Origin of the sequence: Cupriavidus gilardii (genome assembly GCF_013347325.1) — a bacterium.
GTDB lineage: Bacteria > Pseudomonadota > Gammaproteobacteria > Burkholderiales > Burkholderiaceae > Cupriavidus > Cupriavidus gilardii.
This window is the reverse complement of sequence record NZ_CP054624.1, coordinates 1,051,458-1,071,777: the sequence shown is the minus strand read 5'-3', so window position 1 is coordinate 1,071,777 and position 20,320 is coordinate 1,051,458. Positions and strand designations below refer to the sequence as shown.

Here is a 20,320-nt window from a genome sequence, read left to right as displayed (position 1 = left end):
CGCGTGCCTAGCGCAGTCCCAGGCTGCGGGCGATCATGCCGCGCAGGATTTCACGGGTGCCGCCCCGCAACGAGAAAGTCGGCGAGATCTGGCTCAGATAGCTGACGGTGCGATACAGGTCCGCATCGGCAACGGTGCGCGGATCGCCGGCAATGACGGCCTCGAGCGCGGCGGGAATCTGCTGCTCCAGCGTCGTGCCCAGGTCCTTGACCAACGCCGCCTCGGCTACCGGGCTCTGTCCGGCCGCCAGCCTGGCGGTCACCGCGATCGACATCTGCCGCAGCGTGGCCAGTTGCGCGCAGAATCGGCCCAGCAGCGCCTGCTGTTCCGGCGTGGCGCCATCGCGGCGCAGGCGCGCAACCCACAGATCCAGCAGCACCACGCTCGAGTAGATCCGCTCGGGGCCGCTGCGCTCGAACGCCAGTTCGGCATTGACCTGCTCCCAGCCGCTGCCTTCGTTGCCGATCAGCGCGTCGTCGTCCAGCTGAACATCGTCGAATACGACCTCGGCAAAATGCGCGTCGCCGGTCAGATCCTCGATCGGGCGCACGGTGACGCCCGGCAACGACAGGTCGACGATGAACTGCGACAACCCCTTCTGCTTGTCCTCGGGCACGCCAGAGGTCCGCACCAGCGCGATCATGTACCGGCAGTGCGGAGCATTGGTGGTCCAGATCTTCCGGCCATTCAGCACCCATCCATCGCCAACGCGGCTTGCCCGGCTGCGCACGCTGGCCAGGTCGGAGCCGGAGTTGGGTTCGCTCATGCCGATGCAGAAGAAGCTCTCGCCGCGGCAGATGGCCGGCAGATGGCGGCGCTTCTGCGTCTCGGAACCGTAGCGCAGGATCAACGGCCCGCTCTGGCGATCGGCAATCCAATGCGCGGCGACCGGTGCGCCGGCGGCCAGCAGTTCTTCGACCAGCACGAAACGTCGAAACGGATCGAGCCCGGCGCCACCGTATTCCGGCGGCAGCGTGATGCCGACCCATCCACGCGCCGCCAGCCGGCGGCTGAAGTCCGCATCGAAGCCCATCCATGAGCGCGCACGGCGATCGGCCGGCGCGTCGGGCAGTTGCGCGGCAAGAAAGCGCTTGACTTCGGCACGGAAGGACTCTGCCTCGGGCGGCAGTTCCGCACGGACGAAGTTATCGAGAAGACTGGACACTGCGATCGGCTCCGATGCGGTCGATGTTCGGTCTGTTCATGGTCGTTTCCGCGGCTCGCACGTGGAACGGCGTCAGTACCGCATCTGGATCAGCCCGGTCGCCACCATCGCCGGCAGGTCGGCGAACGCATCGATGCTGCACTGATCCAGCGGAAAATTCCCGCTGACGGCAGCAGGCGCGCCAACCGCCGCACGTAACTGCTCCAGCGAGGCGATGGTCTGCATGGGCGACTCCATTCCATGTTGGGTGCGCCGGCCAGCTACCGGCGTCAAATCACGCCCTTGGCACGCAACGCATCGATCCGGGCCTCGTCGAAGCCGAGCCTGTCGCGCAGCACCGTCTCGGTGTGTTCTCCCAGCGTCGGCGCGGCGCGCTCGTACCGGATCGGCGTGGCCGACAGCCGGATCGGATTGGCAAGTCCCGGCGCCTGCACGCCCGCGCCATGGGGCAACGACAGCTGCATGCCGCGATGGCGCACCTGCTCGTCTTCGAACACCTGCTGCATGTCGTAGATGGGCCCGCACGGCACGTTGGCCGCTTCCATGCGCTCGACCCACTCGGTCATCGTGCGCGCCAGCATCGCTTCGGCGATCTGCGGGATCAGCGCCTGGCGGTTGCGGTTGCGTTGGCCGGCGGAGGTGAAGCGGGGGTCGGTGGCCAGTTCGGGACGGCCGATCACCTCGCACAGCGCGGCGTATTGCGCGTCGTTGCCCACCGCGACGATGACGTCCCCTTCGCGGCAGCGGAACACCTGGTAGGGCACCATGTTCGAGTGCGCATTGCCCATCCGCTGCGGGATCTTGCCGGACAGGAAGTAATTGATCGCCTGGTAGGAATTGATGGTCACCACGCAGTCCAGCAGCGCCATGTCGATGTATTGCCCTTCGCCGCTGACATTGCGATGCTCGAGCGCCGCCAGGATCGCGGTGCTCGCGTACATGCCCGTCAGCAGGTCGGTGATCGCGATGCCCGACTTGATCGGCCCGCCACCTGGCTCGCCGTCCGGCAGGCCGGTGATGCTCATCAGCCCGCCCATGCCCTGGAACACGAAGTCGTAGCCCGGCAGCGCGGCATAGGGACCGGACTGGCCGAAGCCGGTGATCGAGCAGTAGACCAGCCGCGGATTGAGCGCGCGCAGATCGTCGTAGCCGAGGCCGTAGCGCGCCAGCGTGCCGACCTTGTAGTTCTCGACGACGACATCCGCCTCTCGCGCCAGCGCGCGGATGATCTGCTGCCCCTCCGGCACCGCCAGATCGACGGTGATGGACTTCTTGCCGCGATTGGCGCTGAGGAAGTATGAGGAATCGGCGGTTTCGCGGCCTTGCGCGTCTTTCAGGAACGGCGGGCCCCAGGCACGGGTATCGTCGCCGACGCGCGGACGTTCGACCTTGATGACTTCGGCGCCCATGTCGGCCAGGTTCTGCGTCGCCCATGGGCCGGCCAGGATGCGGGTCAGGTCGAGAACCTTGATATGTGCCAATGCGCCTTTCACCAGTGGTCTCCTGTGGCTGCGATTGGGGCAAGCGTAGTGAGGGCAAACGCAATGCGTCCAATATCGAATCGCCATCGATCGATAGCGATCGTTTATCGCTAGCAACCGCCCCCGTCGTCCCCGCGTTCGCGCCGACGACAGGGAGTCCAACTCCCCGGGGGCGGCGATAAGTTTTGTATATCGCCGCGCGCCGAATTCATATTGGACAGGCTGCCGACGCCGCTCTTAGCCTTGCGCACAAGCCTCGCGATGACGGGGCGCCGACTGGAGAGAGACATGCTGATGACCCGCCCGGGCCGGCTGCTGGCCGCCATCTTCTGCGTCGCCGCGCTTTCCCTGAGCCTTGCCGCGCCGGCGCGAGCCGACTATCCGAACAAGCCGATCCGCCTCGTCGTGTCGTTTCCGCCCGGCAGCGGCACCGATTCCACTGCCCGCTACGTGGCGCGCAAGCTCGAGGAAAAGACCGGTCAGTCGGTGGTGGTCGAGAACCGGCCAGGCGGCAACAGCTTTATCGCGGTGCAGACGGTCACCCGCGCCGAGCCCGACGGTTACACGCTGCTGCTCGCAAGCAATTCCCCGGTGGCGACCAATGTCGCGATGTTTCGCCAGCTACCCTACGATCCGGTCGGCGAACTGGCGCCGATCGCTCGGCTCGGCGTGGGAGCGATGGCGGTGGTCGTCAATCCGGCCTCGCCGTTCCATACGGTCGCGGAACTGGTCGCGCACGCCCGTCAGCATCCGGGCAAGCTCAATTACGGCGCCGGCAGCGCCTCATATCAGATCGCGACCGAACTGTTCCTGAAACAGGCGCAGATCAAGGCCAACCACGTGCCGTACAAGGGCGCCGCGCCAGCGCTGACCGACGTTGCCGCAGGTCAGGTCGATTTCGCCTTCGCCGACTACGGCGCCGTGCTGCCGCTGCTGCAGGGCGGCAAGCTGCGGCTGCTGGCGGTGACCAGCGAAAAACGGCTGGCGACGCAGCCGAATACGCCTACGCTGCAGGAAAGCGGGTTTCCCGGCTACTTCATGGTCAACTGGACCGCCGCCTTCGCACCCGCGAAGACGCCTCGCCCGGTGGTCGAGAAGCTGGAGAAGCTGCTGCTGGAAATCAATGCCGCCCCGGAGACCGCCGAGTTCTTCGCCCGCACCAACTGGGATGTCTTTACCGGCAACGCTGCCGAACTGCGGCGCTTCCAGTTGGCGGAGATCCGCAAATGGTCCGATGCGGCGACGCGCGCCGGCATTCCGAAGCAATAGAACTCACCGGCAACGACGACGACGGGCCGCCGTCGCCAACCCACCCAACGAGGACCACCATGAGCCAGTTCCTGGACTACGCGCAACAAGGTCATATCGTGACCCTGACCTTGAACGAGCCCGCACGCCGCAATCCGCTGACCGGCAACACCGCGGTGGCGGAGCTGGTGGAAGCGGTGGACCGCATCGACGGCGACGACTCGGTACGTGCGGTGATCCTGACCGGCGCCGGCACCGTGTTCTCGACCGGCGGCGATATCCGCGACATGGAGCGCCAGGCGTCGGGCACGGTGCCCGGCATGGAGATCCGGCGCGACTACCGCCGCGGCATCCAGCGGCTGCCGCTGGCGCTGTTCCATCTGGAGGTCCCGGTGATCGCCGCGGTCAACGGGCCCGCGATGGGCGCGGGCCTCGACCTCGCCTGCATGTGCGATCTGCGCATTGCGTCCGAGAGCGCGCAGTTCGCCGAGAGCTTCGTGCGGCTGGGCATCATTCCGGGCGACGGCGGCGCCTGGCTGCTGCCGCGCGTCATCGGCCTGTCGCGCGCCGCTGAAATGATCTTCACCGGCCTGCCGATCGATGCCGCACGGGCGCTGGAATGGAACCTGGTGTCCCAGGTGGTGCCCGCCGATCGGCTGCTGCCGACAGCGATGCGATTGGCCGAGGCGATCGCCGCCAATCCGCCGCAAGCCGTGCGGCTCGCCAAACGGCTGTTGCGCGAAGGCATGCACACGCGGCTCGACACGCTGCTCGAGATGTCGGCGACCTTCCAGGCAATGTGCCACCAGACCGAGGACCATCGGCGCGCGGTGACGGCCTTCCTCGAGAAACGGAAACCGGCGTCCCAAGGCTGACCGGCGGGCGCGGCGTCGGCCATCGGTAAGATGTGGGCTTCGCCACTGCCCGCGCGCCGCCCTGCCCCATGGATTTCCGACGTATCCGGCATTTTGTCGTTCTCGCGGAAACGCTGAACTTTCGCCGCGCCGCCGAACGGCTGCATATCGCACAGCCTGCGCTGACCGTTTCGATCCAGAAACTGGAACAGGAACTGGAAACGCAGTTGTTCGTGCGCGAGACGCGCGGTGTCACGCTGACGCCGAGCGGCCACGCGGCGCTCGCCGAGGCGCGGCGCATCCTGTTCCATGCCGGCCATTTCCGCGAGGCCGCGCACGCCGCGGCCAGCGGCATGGGTGGAACGCTGCGGATCGGTTTCGTCGGCTCCACGACCTATCACCTGCTGCCGCAACTGGTGTCGCGCTTTCGGGCCGAGTATCCGGCGGTGGAGCTGACACTGAAGGAGGCCACCTCGGCGTCGATCGTCAAACAGCTCGAAGACGGGGCGCTGGATGTCGGCCTGGTGAGCATTCCGCTGCTGCAGGCCGGCAGGATCACGCTCGCTCCGCTTGAGCACGACCGCTTTGTCGCCGCGCTGCCGCGCCATCATCCGCTGGCCGGGCACCGATCGCTGAACCTGTCCGAGCTGGCCGGCGAACGCTTCGTGATGTACGCCCGCGAGGAGGCCTCCGGCCTGCACGCGGCCGCGATGACAGCCTGCCAGCTGGGCGGCTTCCAGCCCCGCATCACGCAGATCGCGACGCAGATCCAGACCGTGATGGCGCTGGTGGAAAGCGGCCTCGGCATTGCGCTGGTGCCATCGATCATGCATCGCTTCGCCAACGAGCGCCTTGCGTGCATCCCGGTCGACGACATGCCGGAGGCCGCGTCGATCGGACTGGCGCTGGCCTATTGCGACGACACCGAGACGCCGACGGGACGGCACTTCCGCCAGGTCGCGCAATCGGCCTTTCCCGTCGAGGGATCGGCCGGCACGCCGTCGTTGCGCTGATGTCCGCGCGGCGCGGCACGCTGGAGACTGCGTGCTACATTGCCCTCGTATTGCGGACCGGAACACTTGCCGCTCGGATGTCCGCACACATATCCACACGCCCGCACCGATGAAAACGCTGCTGATCGTCTACCACACGATGACCGGAGGTACGCAGCAGATGGCCGAAGCCGCCGCCAATGCGGCGAGATCGCAGCCGGACGTCGAGGTCCGCCTGCTGCGCGCCACCGAGGCCCAAGCCGGCGACGTGCTGAACGCCGACGGCTATCTGTTCGCCACGCCGGAAAACCTCGCCGCAATGTCCGGGCTGATGAAGGACTTCTTCGACCGCTGCTATTACCCGGTGCTCGACCGCGTCAATGGCCGCCCCTACGCCGCGATGATCTGCGCCGGCAGCGACGGCCAGAACGCGCTGCGCCAGATCGACCGGATCGCCACCGGCTGGCGCCTGCGCTGCGTGGCGCCCGGTCTGATCGTCTGCACGCATGCGCAGACGCCGGAGCGCATCCTGGCACCGAAGCAGATCGGTGCCGAGGACCTCGCGCGCTGCGCGGAACTTGGGGAAGGATTGGCAAGCGGGCTGGCGCTGGGCGTGTTCTAGGACTTACGCTTCTTTCCAGCTTTCGGTGAGGCGGTCCTCCAAAAACAAGGCGTCCCCTTTAGGGACAACAAGCAACTTCATTCCCAGACCATCGAGTACCTTCATCAGGCCGTCGAGCCCGACCGATCTGCCGTTCTCCAGACGAGAAAGCAAGTCCTTGGAGACATTGAGCAAATCGGCCGCATCGTCGATCCGCAATTGACAACGTCCTCGTTGGCTGCGAATCAAAGCCCCTAACGACTGCAGATCGTGAGCGACCGGGCTCAGGGAGATATCCGGCAACGGCAGTTTTCTGACCATGTTTTGACCTCGTCATCCACCTTGGTCGGCCCATTAGTTCCCAATATTCCGGAACTATCGGCCTATTGGCCGCCACGGAGGCAATAATTCCTCAATCTCCGGAACAATAACGACTTGGATGGCGCGCCGCGCGCCGGCTGGCGAGTGCAATCACGTCGTGTCGAACGCTTGCTCCAGGACTTGCCGCACCGTCGCCGCCACCCGATGCGGATTGCCACGCCGCCAGACCAGATGTAGCTCGACATCCAGCCCGACCTGATCGTCGATCGGCCGGAAGCGCACCCCGGCGTAGCCGAGGCGCCAGGCCGACTGCGGCACCAGCGCGACGCCCATGCCGGCGTCGACCAGCGACAGGATCGAGTGCGTATGGCTCAGCGTCTGCACGGTGTCGGGCGCCACGCCTTCGGCGCGCAGCCGGCCGGCGACAATCTCGTACAGATAGCGGGATTCAGAGCGGCAGAACTCGATGAAGGGCTGGCCTTCGAGCGCGGACAACGGCAGGCGTTCGGCCTGCAGTAGCGGATGCCCGGCCGGCGCGGCCAGCACGAACGGCTCGCGCAGCAGCGGCGCGGATTCGACGAAGCTGCGCGGCGCGAACGGGCGCACCAGACCCAGCTCGATGCGGTCTGCGGCGATGGCCTCGAGCTGCGCGTCGGTCTGCATTTCGCGCAGCGACACATGGACCTCGGGCAAGTTGGCCCGGATCGCACCAAGCAATTGCGGCAGCAGCGCGAAGCTCGCGGCCGGAATGAATCCCATCGACACGCTGCCGGCATCGGCACGCATGGCCCGGCGCGCGGCCAGCTTGGCCGCCTGGCTGCGTCGCAGGATGTCCTCGGCCTCGCGCAGGAAGATGGCGCCGGCCGGCGTCAGGCGCACCGCGCCGCCGGAGCGGTCCAGCAGCTGCACGCCCACCTCATGTTCGAGCAGCTGGATATGCCGCGTCAGCGGCGGCTGCGTCATGTTCAGCAAGGCAGCGGCCCGGCCGAAATGCAATTCGGTCGCGACGGCCACGAAGCTGCGCAGATGGGATAGCTGGAACACGATTCAAATCTTGTATTGGGCAATCGCCAGTTTGGATTGGACGGCAGCACCGGGGGCTTTCTACAGTAGCGCCTCTCATGTCCATTCCATCAGGAGTTCAAGTGGCGACTTTCGAAGGTTCCGCGCTGCGCGAGGCGCTCAATGGCATTTCCGGAATCCTGGTCACGCCGTTCGACGCGAATGATACCGTCTCGCCCGGTCCGCTTTCGGCCGTGATCGACCGGGCCGTGAACGCCGGCGTGCACGTGCTGGTCGCCAATGGCAATACCAGCGAGTTCTACGGCCTGCGCGAGCAGGAGGCCGTGCGCATGGTCCATGTCGCCGCCGAATACGTGGCGGGCCGGGTGCCGCTGCTGGCCGGCGTCGGCCGCAGCATCCACGAAGCCTGCGCCCTTGCGCGCGCCTCCCGCGAAGCCGGCGCCGATGCGCTGATGGTCCATCAGCCGCCCGATCCCTTTGTCGCGCCGCGCGGCGTGGTCGCCTATGTCCAGAAGATCGCCGAGGCCGGCCAGGGCCTGCCGCTGGTGCTCTATCTGCGTAACGACAACATCGGCCTGGCCGCGATCGAAGCGCTGTGCCGGATTCCCGAGGTCGTCGGCGTCAAGTGGGCCTCCCCTACGCCGATGGTGTTGGCCGAAGCAATCCGCCGCACCGCGGACCGCGGGCTGGCCTGGGTCGGCGGGCTGGCCGAAGTCTGGGCGCCGCCCTTTTATGCGGTCGGCGCGCGCGGCTTCACCTCGGGCCTGATCAACGTGATGCCCGAACGCTCGGTGGCGATCCACCGGGCGCTGGAAGCCGGCGACCATGCGCTGGCGATGCGCCTGATCGGCGAAATGCTGCCCTTCGAGGACCTGCGCGCCCAGGAAAACAACGGCACCAACGTCACGGTCGTCAAGGCGGCGCTGCAGCTGATGGGCAACGACTGCGGCGCCGCACGGCCACCCTCGGCATGGCCGCTGACCGATGCCCAGCAGCGCCGCCTGCACGAGCTGATGTCCGGGTGGGGGCTCACACGCTGATTTCATCGCGGGCGGCCGCCCGCTGCGCACTGACGGGACGCCTCGTCCCACTACAAGAACGTTCATTGGAGACCAACGATGTCATTTCGTCGCACCCTGCTTGCCTTCTGCGCCTTCGCCTCGCTGACCGGCGGCGCGCTCGCGGAAACCTATCCCGCTCGCCCCATTACCATCGTGATCGGCTCGAGTCCCGGCAGCGCCACCGACGGCCTGGCCCGCGCGCTCGGCAATGAAGTCACCCGGCTGACCGGACAAGCGGTGGTGATCGAAAATCGCGCCGGCGCGATGGGCGGTATTGCGGCCCAGACCGTGGCGCGTGCCAAGCCGGACGGCTACACGCTGTTCATCACGACCAATACCACGCAGGCGGCCAACCCGCATCTGCTGAAGAAGCTGCCTTACGACCCGATCAAGGACTTCACGCCGGTGTCGATGCTGACCAAGGGCTACCAGCTGCTGGTCGTCAATCAGAATGTCAAGGCCAACAGCGTCGCCGAACTGATCGCGCTGGCGAAGAAGGAGCCGGGCAAGCTGACCTACGGTTCGGGCAGCTCGTCGGCACGCGTCGCCGCCGAGCTGTTCCAGCAGATGAGCGGCACCGAGATGACCCACGTCCCGTACAAGGCCAATCCGCCGGCGGTGGTGGACCTCGTGGCCGGCCAGACCGACCTGATGATTGTCGACCTGCCTGCCAGCCTGCCGCAGGTGCGTTCGGGCAAGCTGCGCGTGCTCGGCTTCAGCGGTCCGAAGCGCTCGGCCCTGGTGCCCAATGTGCCGACCATCGCGGACACGCTGCCGGGCTATGAGGCCGGCTATTGGAACGCGCTGTACGCACCCGCCAATACGCCGCAGCCGGTCGTGCAGCGCCTGAGCGAGCTGGTCCATCGCGCGCTGGCCACGCCCAGCGTGCGGCAGGTGGTCGAGCAGAGCGGCCAGGAAATCTCGCTGTCGAGCCCCGAGGAGCTCGGCCGCTTCCAGCTGGCCGAACTCGATCGCTGGGGCCGCATCATCCGCACCGCCGGCATCGAGAAGGAATGATCGCCGCGGTTCCCGCGCAGGCGGGAACCCGGCGTCTTCGCAAGCCGCTTGCCCCCCTGCAAGGGGCCGACATCAACGCCGCAGCGCCGACCCGTTGAACAAGGAAGCCACCGTGAAATCGCACTACATCGCCGGCGAATGGGTCGCCGGCCCCGACAGCACCGCCAACGTCAATCCGTCCGACCTGTCGGACATCATCGACCACTATGCGCAAGGCGACGCCGCCCTCGTCGACCGGGCGGTGGCCGCCGCGCGGCAGGCCTTCGGCAAGTGGTCGCTGTCGACGCCGCAGCAGCGCTTCGATGTACTCGATTTCGTCGGCAACGAGCTGCTGCAGCGCCGCGCCGAGCTGGGCGATCTGCTGGCGCGCGAGGAAGGCAAGACGCTGCCCGAGGCGATCGGCGAGGTGGTGCGTGCCGCCCAGATCTTCAAGTTCTTCGCCGGCGAGGCGCTGCGTACCGCGGGCGAGCTGCTGCCCTCGGTGCGCCCCGGCATCGGCGTCGAAATCACGCGCGAGCCGATCGGCGTAGTCGCGTTGATCGCACCGTGGAACTTTCCGATCGCGATTCCCGCGTGGAAGATCGCCCCGGCGCTGGCCTACGGCAATTGCGTGGTGTTCAAGCCGGCGGAACTGGTGCCGGGTTCGAGCTGGGCGCTGGCGGAGATCCTGAGCCGCTCGGGCCTGCCGGCCGGCGCCTTCAATCTGGTGCTCGGCCGCGGACGCGATGTCGGCCAGCGGATGGTCGAACATCCGCAGATCGATGCGATCAGCTTCACCGGCTCGGTGGCCACGGGACGCAACATCGCCGCGCAGGCCTGCCAGCGCCTGGCGAAATTCCAGCTGGAGATGGGCGGCAAGAATCCGCTGGTGGTCACCGACGATGCCGACCTCGAACTCGCGGTCGAGGTCGCGCTGCAAGGCTCGTTCTATTCGACCGGCCAGCGCTGCACTGCGTCGAGCCGCATCATCGTCACGCATGGCATCCACGACCGCTTCGTTGCCCGGCTCGCCGAGCGGACCGCGGCGCTGGTAGTCGGCGATGCCCGCGATGCGCGCACGCAGATCGGCCCGGTGGTCGATGCGCGGCAGCTTGAACAGGACGAGCGCTATATCGCCATCGGCAAGGCCGAAGGCGCTCGACTGGCATGCGGCGGAGAACGGCTGTCGCTCGGCAAGGACGGCTTCTACCTGAGCCCGGCACTGTTCGTCGATTGCAGCAACGACATGCGGATCGCGCGGGAGGAGATCTTCGGGCCGGTGGCCGCCGTGATCGCGGCACGCGACTACGAGCAAGCGCTGGCGCTCGCCAACGATACCGAGTTCGGCCTGTCCGCCGGCATCTGCACCACGTCGCTGAAGCTGGCCACGCATTTCAAGCGCCACGCGCAGGCTGGCATGGTGATGGTCAATGCGCCAACCGCCGGCGTGGATTTCCACGTGCCGTTCGGTGGACGCAAAGGATCGAGCTACGGTCCGCGCGAACAGGGACGGTATGCGCAGGAGTTCTATACGACGGTGAAGACGGCCTATACCGCGGCTTGATCGCAGCTTGATCGCGGCTTGACGCACCGATTGCCCCGCTTAGAATGCTGCCATTCCACCATCAAGCGGGGCATGGCGAATGGAATCTGTCATCGGGGTCGTGGCGCGCTTCGCGATGTATGCGCTGTTCCAGTTCTTCCTCTACTGGCCGGGCTGGCTCGTACTGAAGATCGTGACGCTGGGCCGGTATCCGGTCTCCCCGATGCGGCGCGAGGCATGGTACGAGTTCGAACTGGTGGCAGCCGTCGGTATGCTGGCCCTCGTCGGCATCGGGATGGCTATCGCGGCGCTGGCTTAGCAGACGAGCCACAGCGCCTCGTGACCCTTCTATAGCCCCTTCGGCAGCAACGCCCCCACCGCCTCTCGCATCAACCGCGCGATCAATTGCTGGCGATCGCGCGGCATCCGCGCCAGCGTGCTGGCGACGCTGATGCCGGCCACCGGTTCGCCGTCGCGGTTGTGCACGGCCATGCCGACCGCGAGGGCGCCGCGCGTGGCGTGATTGCCGATCACTGACCACCCGCGTTCGCGCGTGGCCCGAATCAGGATGCGCATCCGCTCGGGCGTCATGCCGCCGTACTGAGCCAGCGTGTCGGCATTGCCTTCGATGATTTCCCCCACCGCTTCATCCGGCAGCGCGGACAGCAGCGCCAGCCCGGCCGCGCCAACGCCGAGCGGCTGACGCGTACCGACCTGGATCACCAGCACCTGCACCGGATGCGTGCCGACATGGCGCGCGATGCAGCGCGACAGCGAACCATCGCGCACGATTGCGAAGGCCGCATCTCCGCACGCTCCGCTGACCCGCGCCAGCACCGGCCGCAGCTTCTCCGCCAGTTCGGTCGAGCCGTCGCGCTGCGGCATCGCCGCGAGCCTCGGCCCGCTGACATAGCGAAAGCGGCCGCGCTGAGCGACGTAGCCGCATTCGATCAGCGTCGCCAGCAGCCGATAGACGGTCGGGCGCTCGAGCCCCGCCGCCCTGCATAGATCGACGACGCGCAAGCTGTCCCTGCCGCCCGCGAGAATCGCGTCGAGCAGCGTCAGGCCGCGCCGCAGCGCACGCGCGCCCTCTTCCGGAGCGGTCGTTGAAACGTCCGCCTGCCGGACGTTTCGATTCGCAAGGCGAGAGGTCATCGGGAAGAATTTCCGTGCCGGGATACCAGTCCGCAGTATGCCCCAACACCACAAGAGGGCTCGCCCCGGCAAGGCTATCGACCCAGGAGACACCCATCATGAACGTACGGAACGCGCCGCGTCGGCGCCTGTTCGGCTGTGCCCTTGCCCTTTCGCTTGCCGTGCTGGCTGGCGGAATTCCCCCTTCTGTCCATGCCCAGCAGCCTTGGCCCAGCAAGCCGCTGCGGCTCGTCGTCGGCTATGCCGCGGGCGGCGCGACCGACGTGCTGGCGCGCCTGGTCGCCATGAAGCTCGGCGACGAGCTTGGCAAGCCAGTGGTCGTCGAGAACCGTGCCGGCGCCAACAGCAATGTCGGCGCCGAGGTGGTCGCCAAGGCCGAGCCCGATGGCTACACGCTGTACGTCTATACGATCGCCAACACGATCAATGCCTCGCTCTACGACAAGCTCGGCTACGACCCGGCCAAGGACTTCGAGCCGGTCGGCATGATCGCGAAGATTCCGAACGTGCTGGTCGTCAATCCGAGCCTGCCGGTCAAGAACGTAGCCGACTACCTGCGCTTTGCGAAGGAATCTTCGTCGGGTATCACGTTCGCCTCCTCGGGCAGCGGCTCGTCGATCCATCTGTCCGGCGAAATCTTCCGGATGCGCAGCGGCATCAATATGCTGCACGTCCCCTATCGCGGCAGCGCGCCGGCGGTCACCGACCTGCTGGGCGGGCAGGTGCAATCGATGTTCGACAACACGCCGTCCGCGATGCCGCACGTCAAGGCCGGCCGCTTGCGCGCCATCGCGGTGACCAGCCCGCAGCGTCTTCCGTTGCTGCCCGATGTGCCGACCGTGGCCGAGTCGGGCTACCCCGGTTTCGACGTGCAGTCGTGGTTCGCGATCGCGGCGCCCGCCGGTACGCCGAAACCCGTGGTGGACCGGCTCAACGCCGCGCTGAACAAGGCGCTGGCCGCGCCCGACGTGCGCCAGCGCATGCAGGATCTCGCCGCCAATCCGCAACCGGGCACGCCGGAGCAGATGCGCATCTTCATGATGTCCGAGATCAAGCGCTGGCACGATGTCGTCAAGCAGTCCGGCGCCCGTGTGAACTGAGGAGCCCCATGTTTCCGATCGATCTGTTCTGGCGGGCCGCGGAGCGCTGGCCCGACAACATCGCCATCGACGCGCCGGACGGCTGCCTGACCTATCGCGAATTGGCGGCGCGCGTCGCCGCGGCGGCGGCCGGCCTGCTGGCGCTCGATGCCTCGCCGCAGAGCCGCGTCGGCATCTGCGCCGGCAATTCCACCGTGCATCTGGTTGCGCTGCTCGCGGTGCTGGCCAGCGGCAAGGTCTGGGTGCCGCTGAACCCGAAGAGCACGCGACCGGAGCTGCGCCGCATTGTCGATGCGACCGAGCCGAGCATTCTGGTGCTGGACAGCGGCTGCATCGCGCTGCTCGACGGCGCGCCGGGCGTGCGGATCTTCACGGACGTCGCGGAGGACGGCTGCGACGCATTGCCGGCGCTCATCGCCCGTCATGCCGACGCGGCGCGGCCCCGTCTCGATCTTTATCCCGACCTCGATCGCGATGCCACCCAGGCCATCAAGTTCACCGGCGGCACCACCGGCGCGCCAAAGGGCGTGATGCAGCCCTACCGCGCGTGGACGGCCAATATCGTCAACCAGATCCATGCGTGGGGCTTCGATGCCGACGATCGCTACGTGATGGCGGCCCCGATCACGCACGGCACCTCGACCTATGTGCTGCCGATCCTCGCGCAAGGCGGCTGCCACGTGATCCTGGACGGCAGCGGTGCCGAGGCGGTCCGCGCCGCGTTTCGCGACCGGCGCGGCACGGTGTCCTTCATGCCGCCGACGCTGATCTACATGCTGATGGCGCTGCCAGGCACGTCCCGCGACGACTACCGCGCGCTGCGCCGGCTGATCTATGGCGGCGCGCCGATGCCCGTCGAGAAGATCCGCCAGGCGCGCGCGTTCTTCGGCCCGGTGGTCGGCACGACTTACGGACAGACGGAAGCGCCGCAGCTGCTGACGGTGCTGCGCCCCGAGGATTTCGACGACGAGCGCAATCTGGCCTCGGTCGGACGGATCACCTGGTTCAGCGACGTCGGCATCATGGCACCGGACGGCACGCTGTTGCCGCCGGGACAGATCGGCGAGGTCGTGGCTCGCGGCGACCTGGTGATGACCGGGTACTGGCGGCGCCCCGACCTGACCGCGGCGACGATCGTCGACGGCTGGCTGCATACCGGCGATCGCGGCCTGTTCGACGAGCGCGGCTACCTGTATCTGAAGGACCGGTTGCGCGAGGTCGTCATCACCGGCGGCTTCAACGTCTATCCGATCGATGTCGAGAACGCGTTGGGACAGCATCCCGCCGTCCATGAATGCGCGGTGTTCGGTGTGCCCGACGACAAATGGGGCGAGGCGGTGCACGCCGCGGTGCAATTGCGCGAAGGATGCCCGCCACCGAGCGAAGCGGAGCTGGTCGCCTTCGTGCGCGAACGCCTGGGACCCGTGCCCACGCCCAAGCGCATCCACTTCCACGACAGCCTGCCGCGCTCCAGTGTCGGCAAGGTACTGAAGAACGCCGTACGCGAACGGGCGCTCGCCGATGCGTCGGCCACCCCGTCCATATCGCCCATACAAGAGGGAGAGCAGCCATGACCGCCACCACCAAGCCCGTAACCCGCCTTTGCACGCATACGCTGACGAGCCTGCACTACCGCGATGCCGATCTGGTCAATGACCTGATGGGCAAGAAGACCTTCACCGAAGTCATGCTGATGCAGATTTTCGGCCGCACGCCGCGGCCCGTCGATATGCGGATCACCGATGTCGTGCTGATCGTGCTGATGGAACACGGCCTGACCCCGAGCGCCATCGCGACGCGGCTGATCTACATGAGCGCGCCGGAGAACCTGCAGGGGGCCGTTTCCGCCGGGCTGCTGGCCGTGGGCAGCTCCTTCGTCGGCACCATGGAGAATTGTTCGCAACTGCTCGATCGGCTGCTCGCCGCAGGCGACCCGCAGGCTGAAGCGCGCGCCATCGCGCGCCACTACAAGGAAACGAGGAGCCCGGTGCCCGGCTTTGGCCACCATCTGCACAAGCCGGTCGATCCACGCGCGTACAAGCTGCTCGAATTGGCCGAGGCAGAGCCGGAATTGGGCGGCGAGCGGATTCGCGCGCTGAAGCAGTTGTCCGCGGCGGTCGACGAAGCGGCCGGCCGGCCGATCACGATCAACGCCACCGGTGCGGTGGCGGCGCTGCTCGGCGAGATCGGCGTACCGACCGCGGTGATGCGCGGCTTCGCCGTGATCTCGCGCGCGGCCGGGCTGGTCGCCCATATCGTCGAGGAACAGCAAAGTCCTTCCGGACGCTATATCTGGGACACCGTCGAGCACGCGATTCCCTATGTCGGCAACGCGCCGACGGGAGAGGCATCGTGACGCCCACCCCCGCGCTCCCGCTGAGCCTTGCGGACCGTACCGTATTCGTCGCCGGCGCGGGATCGGCCGGCCCCGGCTGGAGCATCGGCCGCGCCGCCAGCCTGACCTATGCGCGTCTCGGCGCCCGCGTCTGCGTGGTCGATCGCGATGCCGCGTCCGCCGAAGAGACCACGGCGCTGATCCGCGCGGAAGGCGGCACAGCGGAGACGTTCATCGGGGACGTCGCCATCGAGCCGGAGGTCGAGCGCCTGTTCGCCGAGGCGCGTGCGCGCTTTGGGGCGATCGACGTGCTGCATCACAACGTCGGCATCGGCAAGCCGGGCGGGCCCCTCGACACCGCGGTCGCCGACTTCGACCAGGCGCACAACGTCAACGTTCGCAGCCTGCTGCTCGCGTCGCAACAGGTGTTGCCCGAGATGGTCGCGCGCGGCCGCGGCGCCATCGTCACCATTTCGTCGGTCGCGGGGCTGCGCTATCTCGGCTATCCGCACCTGTCATACTGCGTCACCAAGGCGGCGGTGATCCAGTTCACCCGCATGCTGGCCCAGCAATACGCGTCGCATGGCATCCGCGCCAACACGGTGGTGCCGGGCCTGATCGATACGCCGCGGATCGCGCATACCGTGGCGAAGATGTTCTCCGACAACGACCTCGATGAAGCGCGCGCGGCGCGGGCAAGGCAGGTACCAGTGCAGCGGATGGGAACGGCCTGGGACGTGGCCTACGCCTGCGCGTTTTTGGCTTCGGATGCGGCCGCGTATGTCACCGGGACGGAACTGGTGGTGGATGGCGGACTGACGGGGAAGTACGTGTAGCTTGCTCCGGTACGCTAGCCGGGGCCCGTTCTACCCGCCACCAGCTTGGCAACAACTCCCGCACCGACGGCTGCGCGAAGCGGTCGTCGATCAGATACACCACGCCGCGGTCCTCGCTGGTGCGGATGACCCTTCCCGCCGCCTGCACGACCTTGCGCAGGCCTGGGTACAGATAGGCGTAGGCATAGCCATCGCCGAACGCGTCCTCCAGCCGGCTGCGCAGCTGCTCGTTGACCGGATTGAACTGCGGCAGTCCCAGCGTGGCGACGAATGCGCCGATCAGGCGGTCGCCGGGAAGATCGACGCCCTCGGCGAACGGGCCGCCCAGTACGGCAAAGCCCACGCCGCGGCCGCCCGGACGGAAGGCAGCCAGGAAGTCGGCCTGCTCTCCTTCTCCCATGCCGCGCGCCTGCGACCAGCTCGGGATATCGGCGTGCCGCTGCGTAAACAGCGCCAACGCCTCGCCGAGGTAGTCGTGGCTGCTGAAGAAGGCGAGATAGTTGCCGGGGCTATCGCGATACTGCGCGGCGATCAGCTCGACGATGTCCGGCAGCGAGCGCCGGCGATGCGCGAAGCGGGTCGAGATATGCGATGCGACCCGAACGCGCAACTGGTCCGGCCGGAATGGCGACGGCACCTCGTGCCAGACCCACCGCTCGGGCAGGCCCAGCATATCGGCATAGTAGGAGGCCGGCGCCAACGTGGCCGAGAACAGCGACACGGAATGCGCCGCCGCCAGCCGCGGCCGCAGAAAGTGCGCCGGCACCAGGTTGCGTACCCCGAGACGGACATTGGCGTGCGCGCCGCGCGCCGGCATCCGCGTCATGTCGAACACGGAATGCGGACCGATCTGTTCGGCCAGCCGGCAGAATTGCAGCACATCGAAATAGAAGCGCTGCAGCGCCGGGTCCTGTTCGGTGGGCCGCTCCGTGAACCGTTCCAGCAACGCTGCGCACAGCCCTTCGAAGGCATCGAGCAACGGCGCGGGGACTTTCGCCTCGGCCCGATAGTCGCCGGCCAGGTTCTTCACCACCGCGTTCCATTGACGGCCGACGCAATCGAACGCGCGGCGCAGATCCGCAGGCGCCTGACGCCGCAGCGCGCGGAACGCGGCCTGGTCGAGCGCGGCGCTGTACATGTCGCGCGCCCGCTCCGGCAATTGATGGGCCTCGTCGACCAGCACGCTGACGCGCCAGCCGTCGTGCAGCGCGAAGGCATGCAGCAACGCGGTGCGGTCGAAGTAGTAGTTGTAGTCGGCCACCACCACATCGCTCCAGCGCGCCATTTCCTGGCTCAGGTAGTACGGGCAGATGTCGTGTGCCAGCGCGATCTCGCGAACTTGAGCGCGGTCCAGCATCGTCCGTCCGGCCGCCTGCGCGCGCGCCGCCGGCAGACGGTCATGGAAGCCGCGCGCCAGCGGACAGGCTTCGCCGTGACAGGCGCGGCCCGGATATTCGCAGGCCTTGTCGCGCGCGACCATCTCCAGCACGCGCAGCGGCATCGCATCCCGCTGCGCGGCCAGTCCGCGTGTGGCCTCCAACGCCAGCGCCCGGCCGGTCGAGCGGGCCGACAACACGAACAGCTTGTCGATCTTCTGCTTCGGCATCGCCTTCAGCGCGGGAAAGATCGTGCCGACGGTCTTGCCGATGCCGGTGGGCGCCTGCGCGAGCAGGCAGCGGCCCGACAGATTGGCGCGATAGACCGATTCGGCGAGTTCGCGCTGGCCGGCACGAAACCCGGCATGCGGAAAGGCCAGCGAGTCCAGCGACAGGTCGCGCCCGGCGCGATGCGCCAGCTCCTGCTCGGCCCAGCCGATAAAGGCACGGCATTGCGCCTCGAAGCATTCGCGCAGCGTCTGTGCCGTAAATCGCTGCGTCTCGGCAAGCTCGCGGCCGCTGACGATATCGAAATAGACCACCGCGATTTCGATGTCGTCCAGCGCCTCCCGCTGGCACATCAGCCAACCGTAGACCTTGGCTTGCGCCCAATGCAGATGCCGATGATGGGCCGGCACCTCGGCGGCATCGCCGCGAACGGTCTTGATTTCCTCGAGCCGCCGCCGGTCGGGGTCGTAGCCGTCGGCACGGCCGCGCACGCGCAGCGGACCGAAGTCCGCGCTCAGGGAAATTTCGGTCCGATAGCCGGCGGGACGGCGGGAGGTCACGGTGGCATGGCCGGCCATGCCTTCGAGCGCGGTCGGAGAAGGCGTGAAGCGCAGGTCCAGGTCGCCGGCACGGGCGGTGAAATCGCACAGCGTGCGGACTGCGACGATGTAGCGCGGTTCGCTGTCGGCAGCCGGCGCAGGCTCGCCTTGCTCGCGTGGCGAGGCGGATGGCTGGTCCTGGACGGTGGCGGCGAAATCGGACGGGCTGGCAGTGGCGGACATCGATAACGGCTGGGAATCGCGCCATTTCGTGGGGGACGAAGTGGACTGTATAAATATACAGGTGCGTGACCAGCGTGTCGATGTCCCATTCCCGTCGTCCCCGCAAAGGCGGGGACGAGGGGACACAACGGAAAAACGCGATTCAATCCACCGTGATATTCGCGCTGCGCGCCACCTTGCCGAATTTCTCGTACTCCGCCTGCGTCAGCGATTGCAATTCCGCGGCGCTCGACGACTTCGGATTGAAGCCGGCCTGCACCAGCTTGTCGCGCACCGCGGCACTGCCCAGCGCTTCGACAAACGCGGCATTGAGCTTCTGCACGATATCGGCCGGCATGGCGGCGGGCCCGTACACGCCGAACCATGGCTCGACCGAATAGCCGGCCAATCCCGCCTCCGCCAGCGTCGGCACATTGGGCAATGCCGGGGAGCGCGTGCTGCCCGCCACCGCCAGCGCGCGCAGCTTGCCCGCCTGGATATGCGGCAACGAGGCCGGCAGGTTGTCGAACATCACGGGGATATGCCCGCCCAGCATGTCGTTGATCGCCGGGCTGCTGCCCTTGTACGGGACGTGGGTCAGGCTGGTGCCCGTCATCTGCGCAAACATCGCGGCGGCCAGATGCATCGACGTGCCGGTGCCCGCTGTCGCATACGTCAGGCCGGGATTGCGCCTGGCGTACGCCACCAGTTCGGCCACGGTCTTGACCGGCAGCTGATCGCCCACCTCCAGCACGATGGTCGACGTGCCCAGCAAACTGACCGCGGTGAAGTCGCGGCGCGGATCGAACGGCATCGCCTTGTAGATATGCGGGTTCAGCGCATTGGTGGAGATCGCGCCGAAGCCGATCGTATAGCCGTCCGGCGCCGCCTTGGCCACGGCCTCCATGCCGATATTGCCACCGGCGCCCGGCCGGTTCTCGATCACCACGGGCTGGCCGAGCTTTTCGGCGACGCGTTGGCCGACGGTGCGCGCGACCAGGTCGGTGGTGCCGCCGGCGGCGTAGGGCACGATGAAGCGGATGGGCTTGGTCGGATATTCGGCGGCGCTGGCTGGCGTCGGCAGCCCAACGATTGCGCTTGCCAGGCCGGCGAGCGCGATACCGAGAACGGTGCGGCGGGGAAGATGGCGGACGCGAGGCGTCATGAGGCGGTCTCCTTTCGTGTTGTGATTGGCGATCGTTGTTATGGTGCTCAGGCAATGCCGGCGGGAACCGGCCGGCGCC

At 67.4% G+C, this 20,320-nt stretch carries 20 protein-coding genes; 12 read left to right on the top strand and 8 right to left on the bottom strand.

Annotation, left to right across the window (positions count from 1 at the left end; translation table 11 throughout):
• Positions 1–7 precede the first annotated feature (7 nt).
• The 3 genes from FOB47_RS05040 to FOB47_RS05030 all read right to left on the bottom strand — a co-directional run bounded on the left by FOB47_RS05040 (position 8) and on the right by FOB47_RS05030 (position 2,658).
• A complete protein-coding gene (locus FOB47_RS05040; RefSeq protein ID WP_053823992.1) occupies positions 8–1,165 on the bottom strand; it encodes an acyl-CoA dehydrogenase family protein in 1,158 nt (385 codons plus the stop codon).
• Between the two features lie 72 nt (positions 1,166–1,237).
• The gene (locus FOB47_RS05035) at positions 1,238–1,390 is read right to left on the bottom strand and encodes a hotdog family protein (protein WP_174780163.1); all 153 of its coding nucleotides are present in this window, start codon (positions 1,388–1,390) and stop codon (positions 1,238–1,240) included.
• Between the two features lie 44 nt (positions 1,391–1,434).
• Positions 1,435–2,658, bottom strand: coding sequence for a CaiB/BaiF CoA transferase family protein (locus tag FOB47_RS05030; RefSeq protein WP_174780162.1), 1,224 nt, complete (start codon positions 2,656–2,658; stop codon positions 1,435–1,437).
• Positions 2,659–2,940: 282 nt separating this feature from the next.
• On the opposite strand from FOB47_RS05030, the gene FOB47_RS05025 reads away from it, so the two are divergent.
• The 4 genes from FOB47_RS05025 to FOB47_RS05010 all read left to right on the top strand — a co-directional run bounded on the left by FOB47_RS05025 (position 2,941) and on the right by FOB47_RS05010 (position 6,362).
• Positions 2,941–3,915, top strand: a complete 975-nt coding sequence (locus tag FOB47_RS05025) for a Bug family tripartite tricarboxylate transporter substrate binding protein (protein ID WP_390884805.1) — start codon at positions 2,941–2,943, stop codon at positions 3,913–3,915.
• Between the two features lie 59 nt (positions 3,916–3,974).
• Complete coding sequence (locus tag FOB47_RS05020) at positions 3,975–4,769, top strand: crotonase/enoyl-CoA hydratase family protein (RefSeq protein ID WP_174780160.1); 795 nt, start codon at positions 3,975–3,977, stop codon at positions 4,767–4,769.
• 68 nt (positions 4,770–4,837) lie between these two features.
• Positions 4,838–5,761, top strand: a complete 924-nt coding sequence (locus FOB47_RS05015; RefSeq protein ID WP_174780159.1) for a LysR family transcriptional regulator — start codon at positions 4,838–4,840, stop codon at positions 5,759–5,761.
• Positions 5,762–5,870: 109 nt separating this feature from the next.
• Positions 5,871–6,362, top strand: coding sequence for a flavodoxin family protein (locus tag FOB47_RS05010; RefSeq protein WP_174780158.1), 492 nt, complete (start codon positions 5,871–5,873; stop codon positions 6,360–6,362).
• Positions 6,363–6,365: 3 nt separating this feature from the next.
• Here the strand turns inward: FOB47_RS05010 and FOB47_RS05005 are convergent, their stop codons facing one another.
• The gene (locus FOB47_RS05005) at positions 6,366–6,662 is read right to left on the bottom strand and encodes a helix-turn-helix domain-containing protein (RefSeq protein WP_174780157.1); all 297 of its coding nucleotides are present in this window, start codon (positions 6,660–6,662) and stop codon (positions 6,366–6,368) included.
• A gap of 150 nt (positions 6,663–6,812) precedes the next feature.
• On the bottom strand, positions 6,813–7,706 hold the full coding sequence (locus tag FOB47_RS05000; protein WP_174780156.1) for a LysR family transcriptional regulator: 894 nt from the start codon (positions 7,704–7,706) through the stop codon (positions 6,813–6,815).
• 101 nt (positions 7,707–7,807) lie between these two features.
• On the opposite strand from FOB47_RS05000, the gene FOB47_RS04995 reads away from it, so the two are divergent.
• From FOB47_RS04995 to FOB47_RS04980, 4 genes are all read left to right on the top strand, one after another.
• Entirely contained in the window at positions 7,808–8,725 is a 918-nt protein-coding gene (locus FOB47_RS04995; protein WP_217488909.1) for a dihydrodipicolinate synthase family protein, read from the top strand.
• Between the two features lie 78 nt (positions 8,726–8,803).
• The gene (locus tag FOB47_RS04990) at positions 8,804–9,763 is read left to right on the top strand and encodes a Bug family tripartite tricarboxylate transporter substrate binding protein (RefSeq protein ID WP_053824000.1); all 960 of its coding nucleotides are present in this window, start codon (positions 8,804–8,806) and stop codon (positions 9,761–9,763) included.
• 112 nt (positions 9,764–9,875) lie between these two features.
• Entirely contained in the window at positions 9,876–11,306 is a 1,431-nt protein-coding gene (locus FOB47_RS04985) for an aldehyde dehydrogenase family protein (RefSeq protein WP_174780154.1), read from the top strand.
• A gap of 79 nt (positions 11,307–11,385) precedes the next feature.
• Positions 11,386–11,604 (top strand): hypothetical protein, encoded by a 219-nt coding sequence (locus FOB47_RS04980; RefSeq protein ID WP_053824001.1) that lies wholly within the window; start codon positions 11,386–11,388, stop codon positions 11,602–11,604.
• Positions 11,605–11,633: 29 nt separating this feature from the next.
• On the opposite strand, the gene FOB47_RS04975 is transcribed toward FOB47_RS04980, so the two are convergent.
• Positions 11,634–12,440, bottom strand: a complete 807-nt coding sequence (locus FOB47_RS04975) for an IclR family transcriptional regulator (protein WP_174780153.1) — start codon at positions 12,438–12,440, stop codon at positions 11,634–11,636.
• A 98-nt stretch (positions 12,441–12,538) separates the two neighbouring features.
• Here FOB47_RS04975 and FOB47_RS04970 point away from each other — a divergent pair, with 98 nt between their 5' ends.
• From FOB47_RS04970 to FOB47_RS04955, 4 genes are read left to right on the top strand one after another with little or no spacing between them, the layout of a single operon-like run.
• Positions 12,539–13,540, top strand: coding sequence for a Bug family tripartite tricarboxylate transporter substrate binding protein (locus tag FOB47_RS04970; RefSeq protein ID WP_174780152.1), 1,002 nt, complete (start codon positions 12,539–12,541; stop codon positions 13,538–13,540).
• 8 nt (positions 13,541–13,548) lie between these two features.
• Positions 13,549–15,114, top strand: a complete 1,566-nt coding sequence (locus FOB47_RS04965; protein WP_174780151.1) for a class I adenylate-forming enzyme family protein — start codon at positions 13,549–13,551, stop codon at positions 15,112–15,114.
• The gene (locus FOB47_RS04960; RefSeq protein WP_174780150.1) at positions 15,111–15,896 is read left to right on the top strand and encodes a citryl-CoA lyase; all 786 of its coding nucleotides are present in this window, start codon (positions 15,111–15,113) and stop codon (positions 15,894–15,896) included. The genes FOB47_RS04965 and FOB47_RS04960 overlap by 4 nt, the downstream gene beginning before the upstream one ends.
• Positions 15,893–16,711, top strand: a complete 819-nt coding sequence (locus FOB47_RS04955) for an SDR family NAD(P)-dependent oxidoreductase (RefSeq protein ID WP_174780149.1) — start codon at positions 15,893–15,895, stop codon at positions 16,709–16,711. The genes FOB47_RS04960 and FOB47_RS04955 overlap by 4 nt, the downstream gene beginning before the upstream one ends.
• Here FOB47_RS04955 and FOB47_RS04950 read toward each other — a convergent pair.
• Both FOB47_RS04950 and FOB47_RS04945 read right to left on the bottom strand, forming a co-directional pair.
• Positions 16,659–19,097, bottom strand: coding sequence for an ATP-dependent DNA helicase (locus FOB47_RS04950; protein ID WP_244959294.1), 2,439 nt, complete (start codon positions 19,095–19,097; stop codon positions 16,659–16,661). The genes FOB47_RS04955 and FOB47_RS04950 overlap by 53 nt on opposite strands.
• A 142-nt stretch (positions 19,098–19,239) precedes the next feature.
• Complete coding sequence (locus FOB47_RS04945; protein ID WP_174780148.1) at positions 19,240–20,241, bottom strand: Bug family tripartite tricarboxylate transporter substrate binding protein; 1,002 nt, start codon at positions 20,239–20,241, stop codon at positions 19,240–19,242.
• Positions 20,242–20,320 lie beyond the last annotated feature (79 nt).

Bases quoted from the DNA above. Each gene is read 5' to 3' on its own strand.
- FOB47_RS05025 (WP_390884805.1), top strand. From the start codon at position 2,941: ATGACCCGCCCGGGCCGGCTGCTGGCCGCCATCTTCTGCGTCGCCGCG.
- FOB47_RS05035 (WP_174780163.1), bottom strand. From the start codon at position 1,390: ATGCAGACCATCGCCTCGCTGGAGCAGTTACGTGCGGCGGTTGGCGCG.
- FOB47_RS04975 (WP_174780153.1), bottom strand. From the start codon at position 12,440: ATGACCTCTCGCCTTGCGAATCGAAACGTCCGGCAGGCGGACGTTTCA.
- FOB47_RS05005 (WP_174780157.1), bottom strand. From the start codon at position 6,662: ATGGTCAGAAAACTGCCGTTGCCGGATATCTCCCTGAGCCCGGTCGCT.
- FOB47_RS04945 (WP_174780148.1), bottom strand. From the start codon at position 20,241: ATGACGCCTCGCGTCCGCCATCTTCCCCGCCGCACCGTTCTCGGTATC.
- FOB47_RS04950 (WP_244959294.1), bottom strand. From the start codon at position 19,097: ATGTCCGCCACTGCCAGCCCGTCCGATTTCGCCGCCACCGTCCAGGAC.
- FOB47_RS04970 (WP_174780152.1), top strand. From the start codon at position 12,539: ATGAACGTACGGAACGCGCCGCGTCGGCGCCTGTTCGGCTGTGCCCTT.
- FOB47_RS04990 (WP_053824000.1), top strand. From the start codon at position 8,804: ATGTCATTTCGTCGCACCCTGCTTGCCTTCTGCGCCTTCGCCTCGCTG.
- FOB47_RS05020 (WP_174780160.1), top strand. From the start codon at position 3,975: ATGAGCCAGTTCCTGGACTACGCGCAACAAGGTCATATCGTGACCCTG.
- FOB47_RS05010 (WP_174780158.1), top strand. From the start codon at position 5,871: ATGAAAACGCTGCTGATCGTCTACCACACGATGACCGGAGGTACGCAG.
- FOB47_RS04965 (WP_174780151.1), top strand. From the start codon at position 13,549: ATGTTTCCGATCGATCTGTTCTGGCGGGCCGCGGAGCGCTGGCCCGAC.
- FOB47_RS04980 (WP_053824001.1), top strand. From the start codon at position 11,386: ATGGAATCTGTCATCGGGGTCGTGGCGCGCTTCGCGATGTATGCGCTG.
- FOB47_RS04960 (WP_174780150.1), top strand. From the start codon at position 15,111: ATGACCGCCACCACCAAGCCCGTAACCCGCCTTTGCACGCATACGCTG.
- FOB47_RS05015 (WP_174780159.1), top strand. From the start codon at position 4,838: ATGGATTTCCGACGTATCCGGCATTTTGTCGTTCTCGCGGAAACGCTG.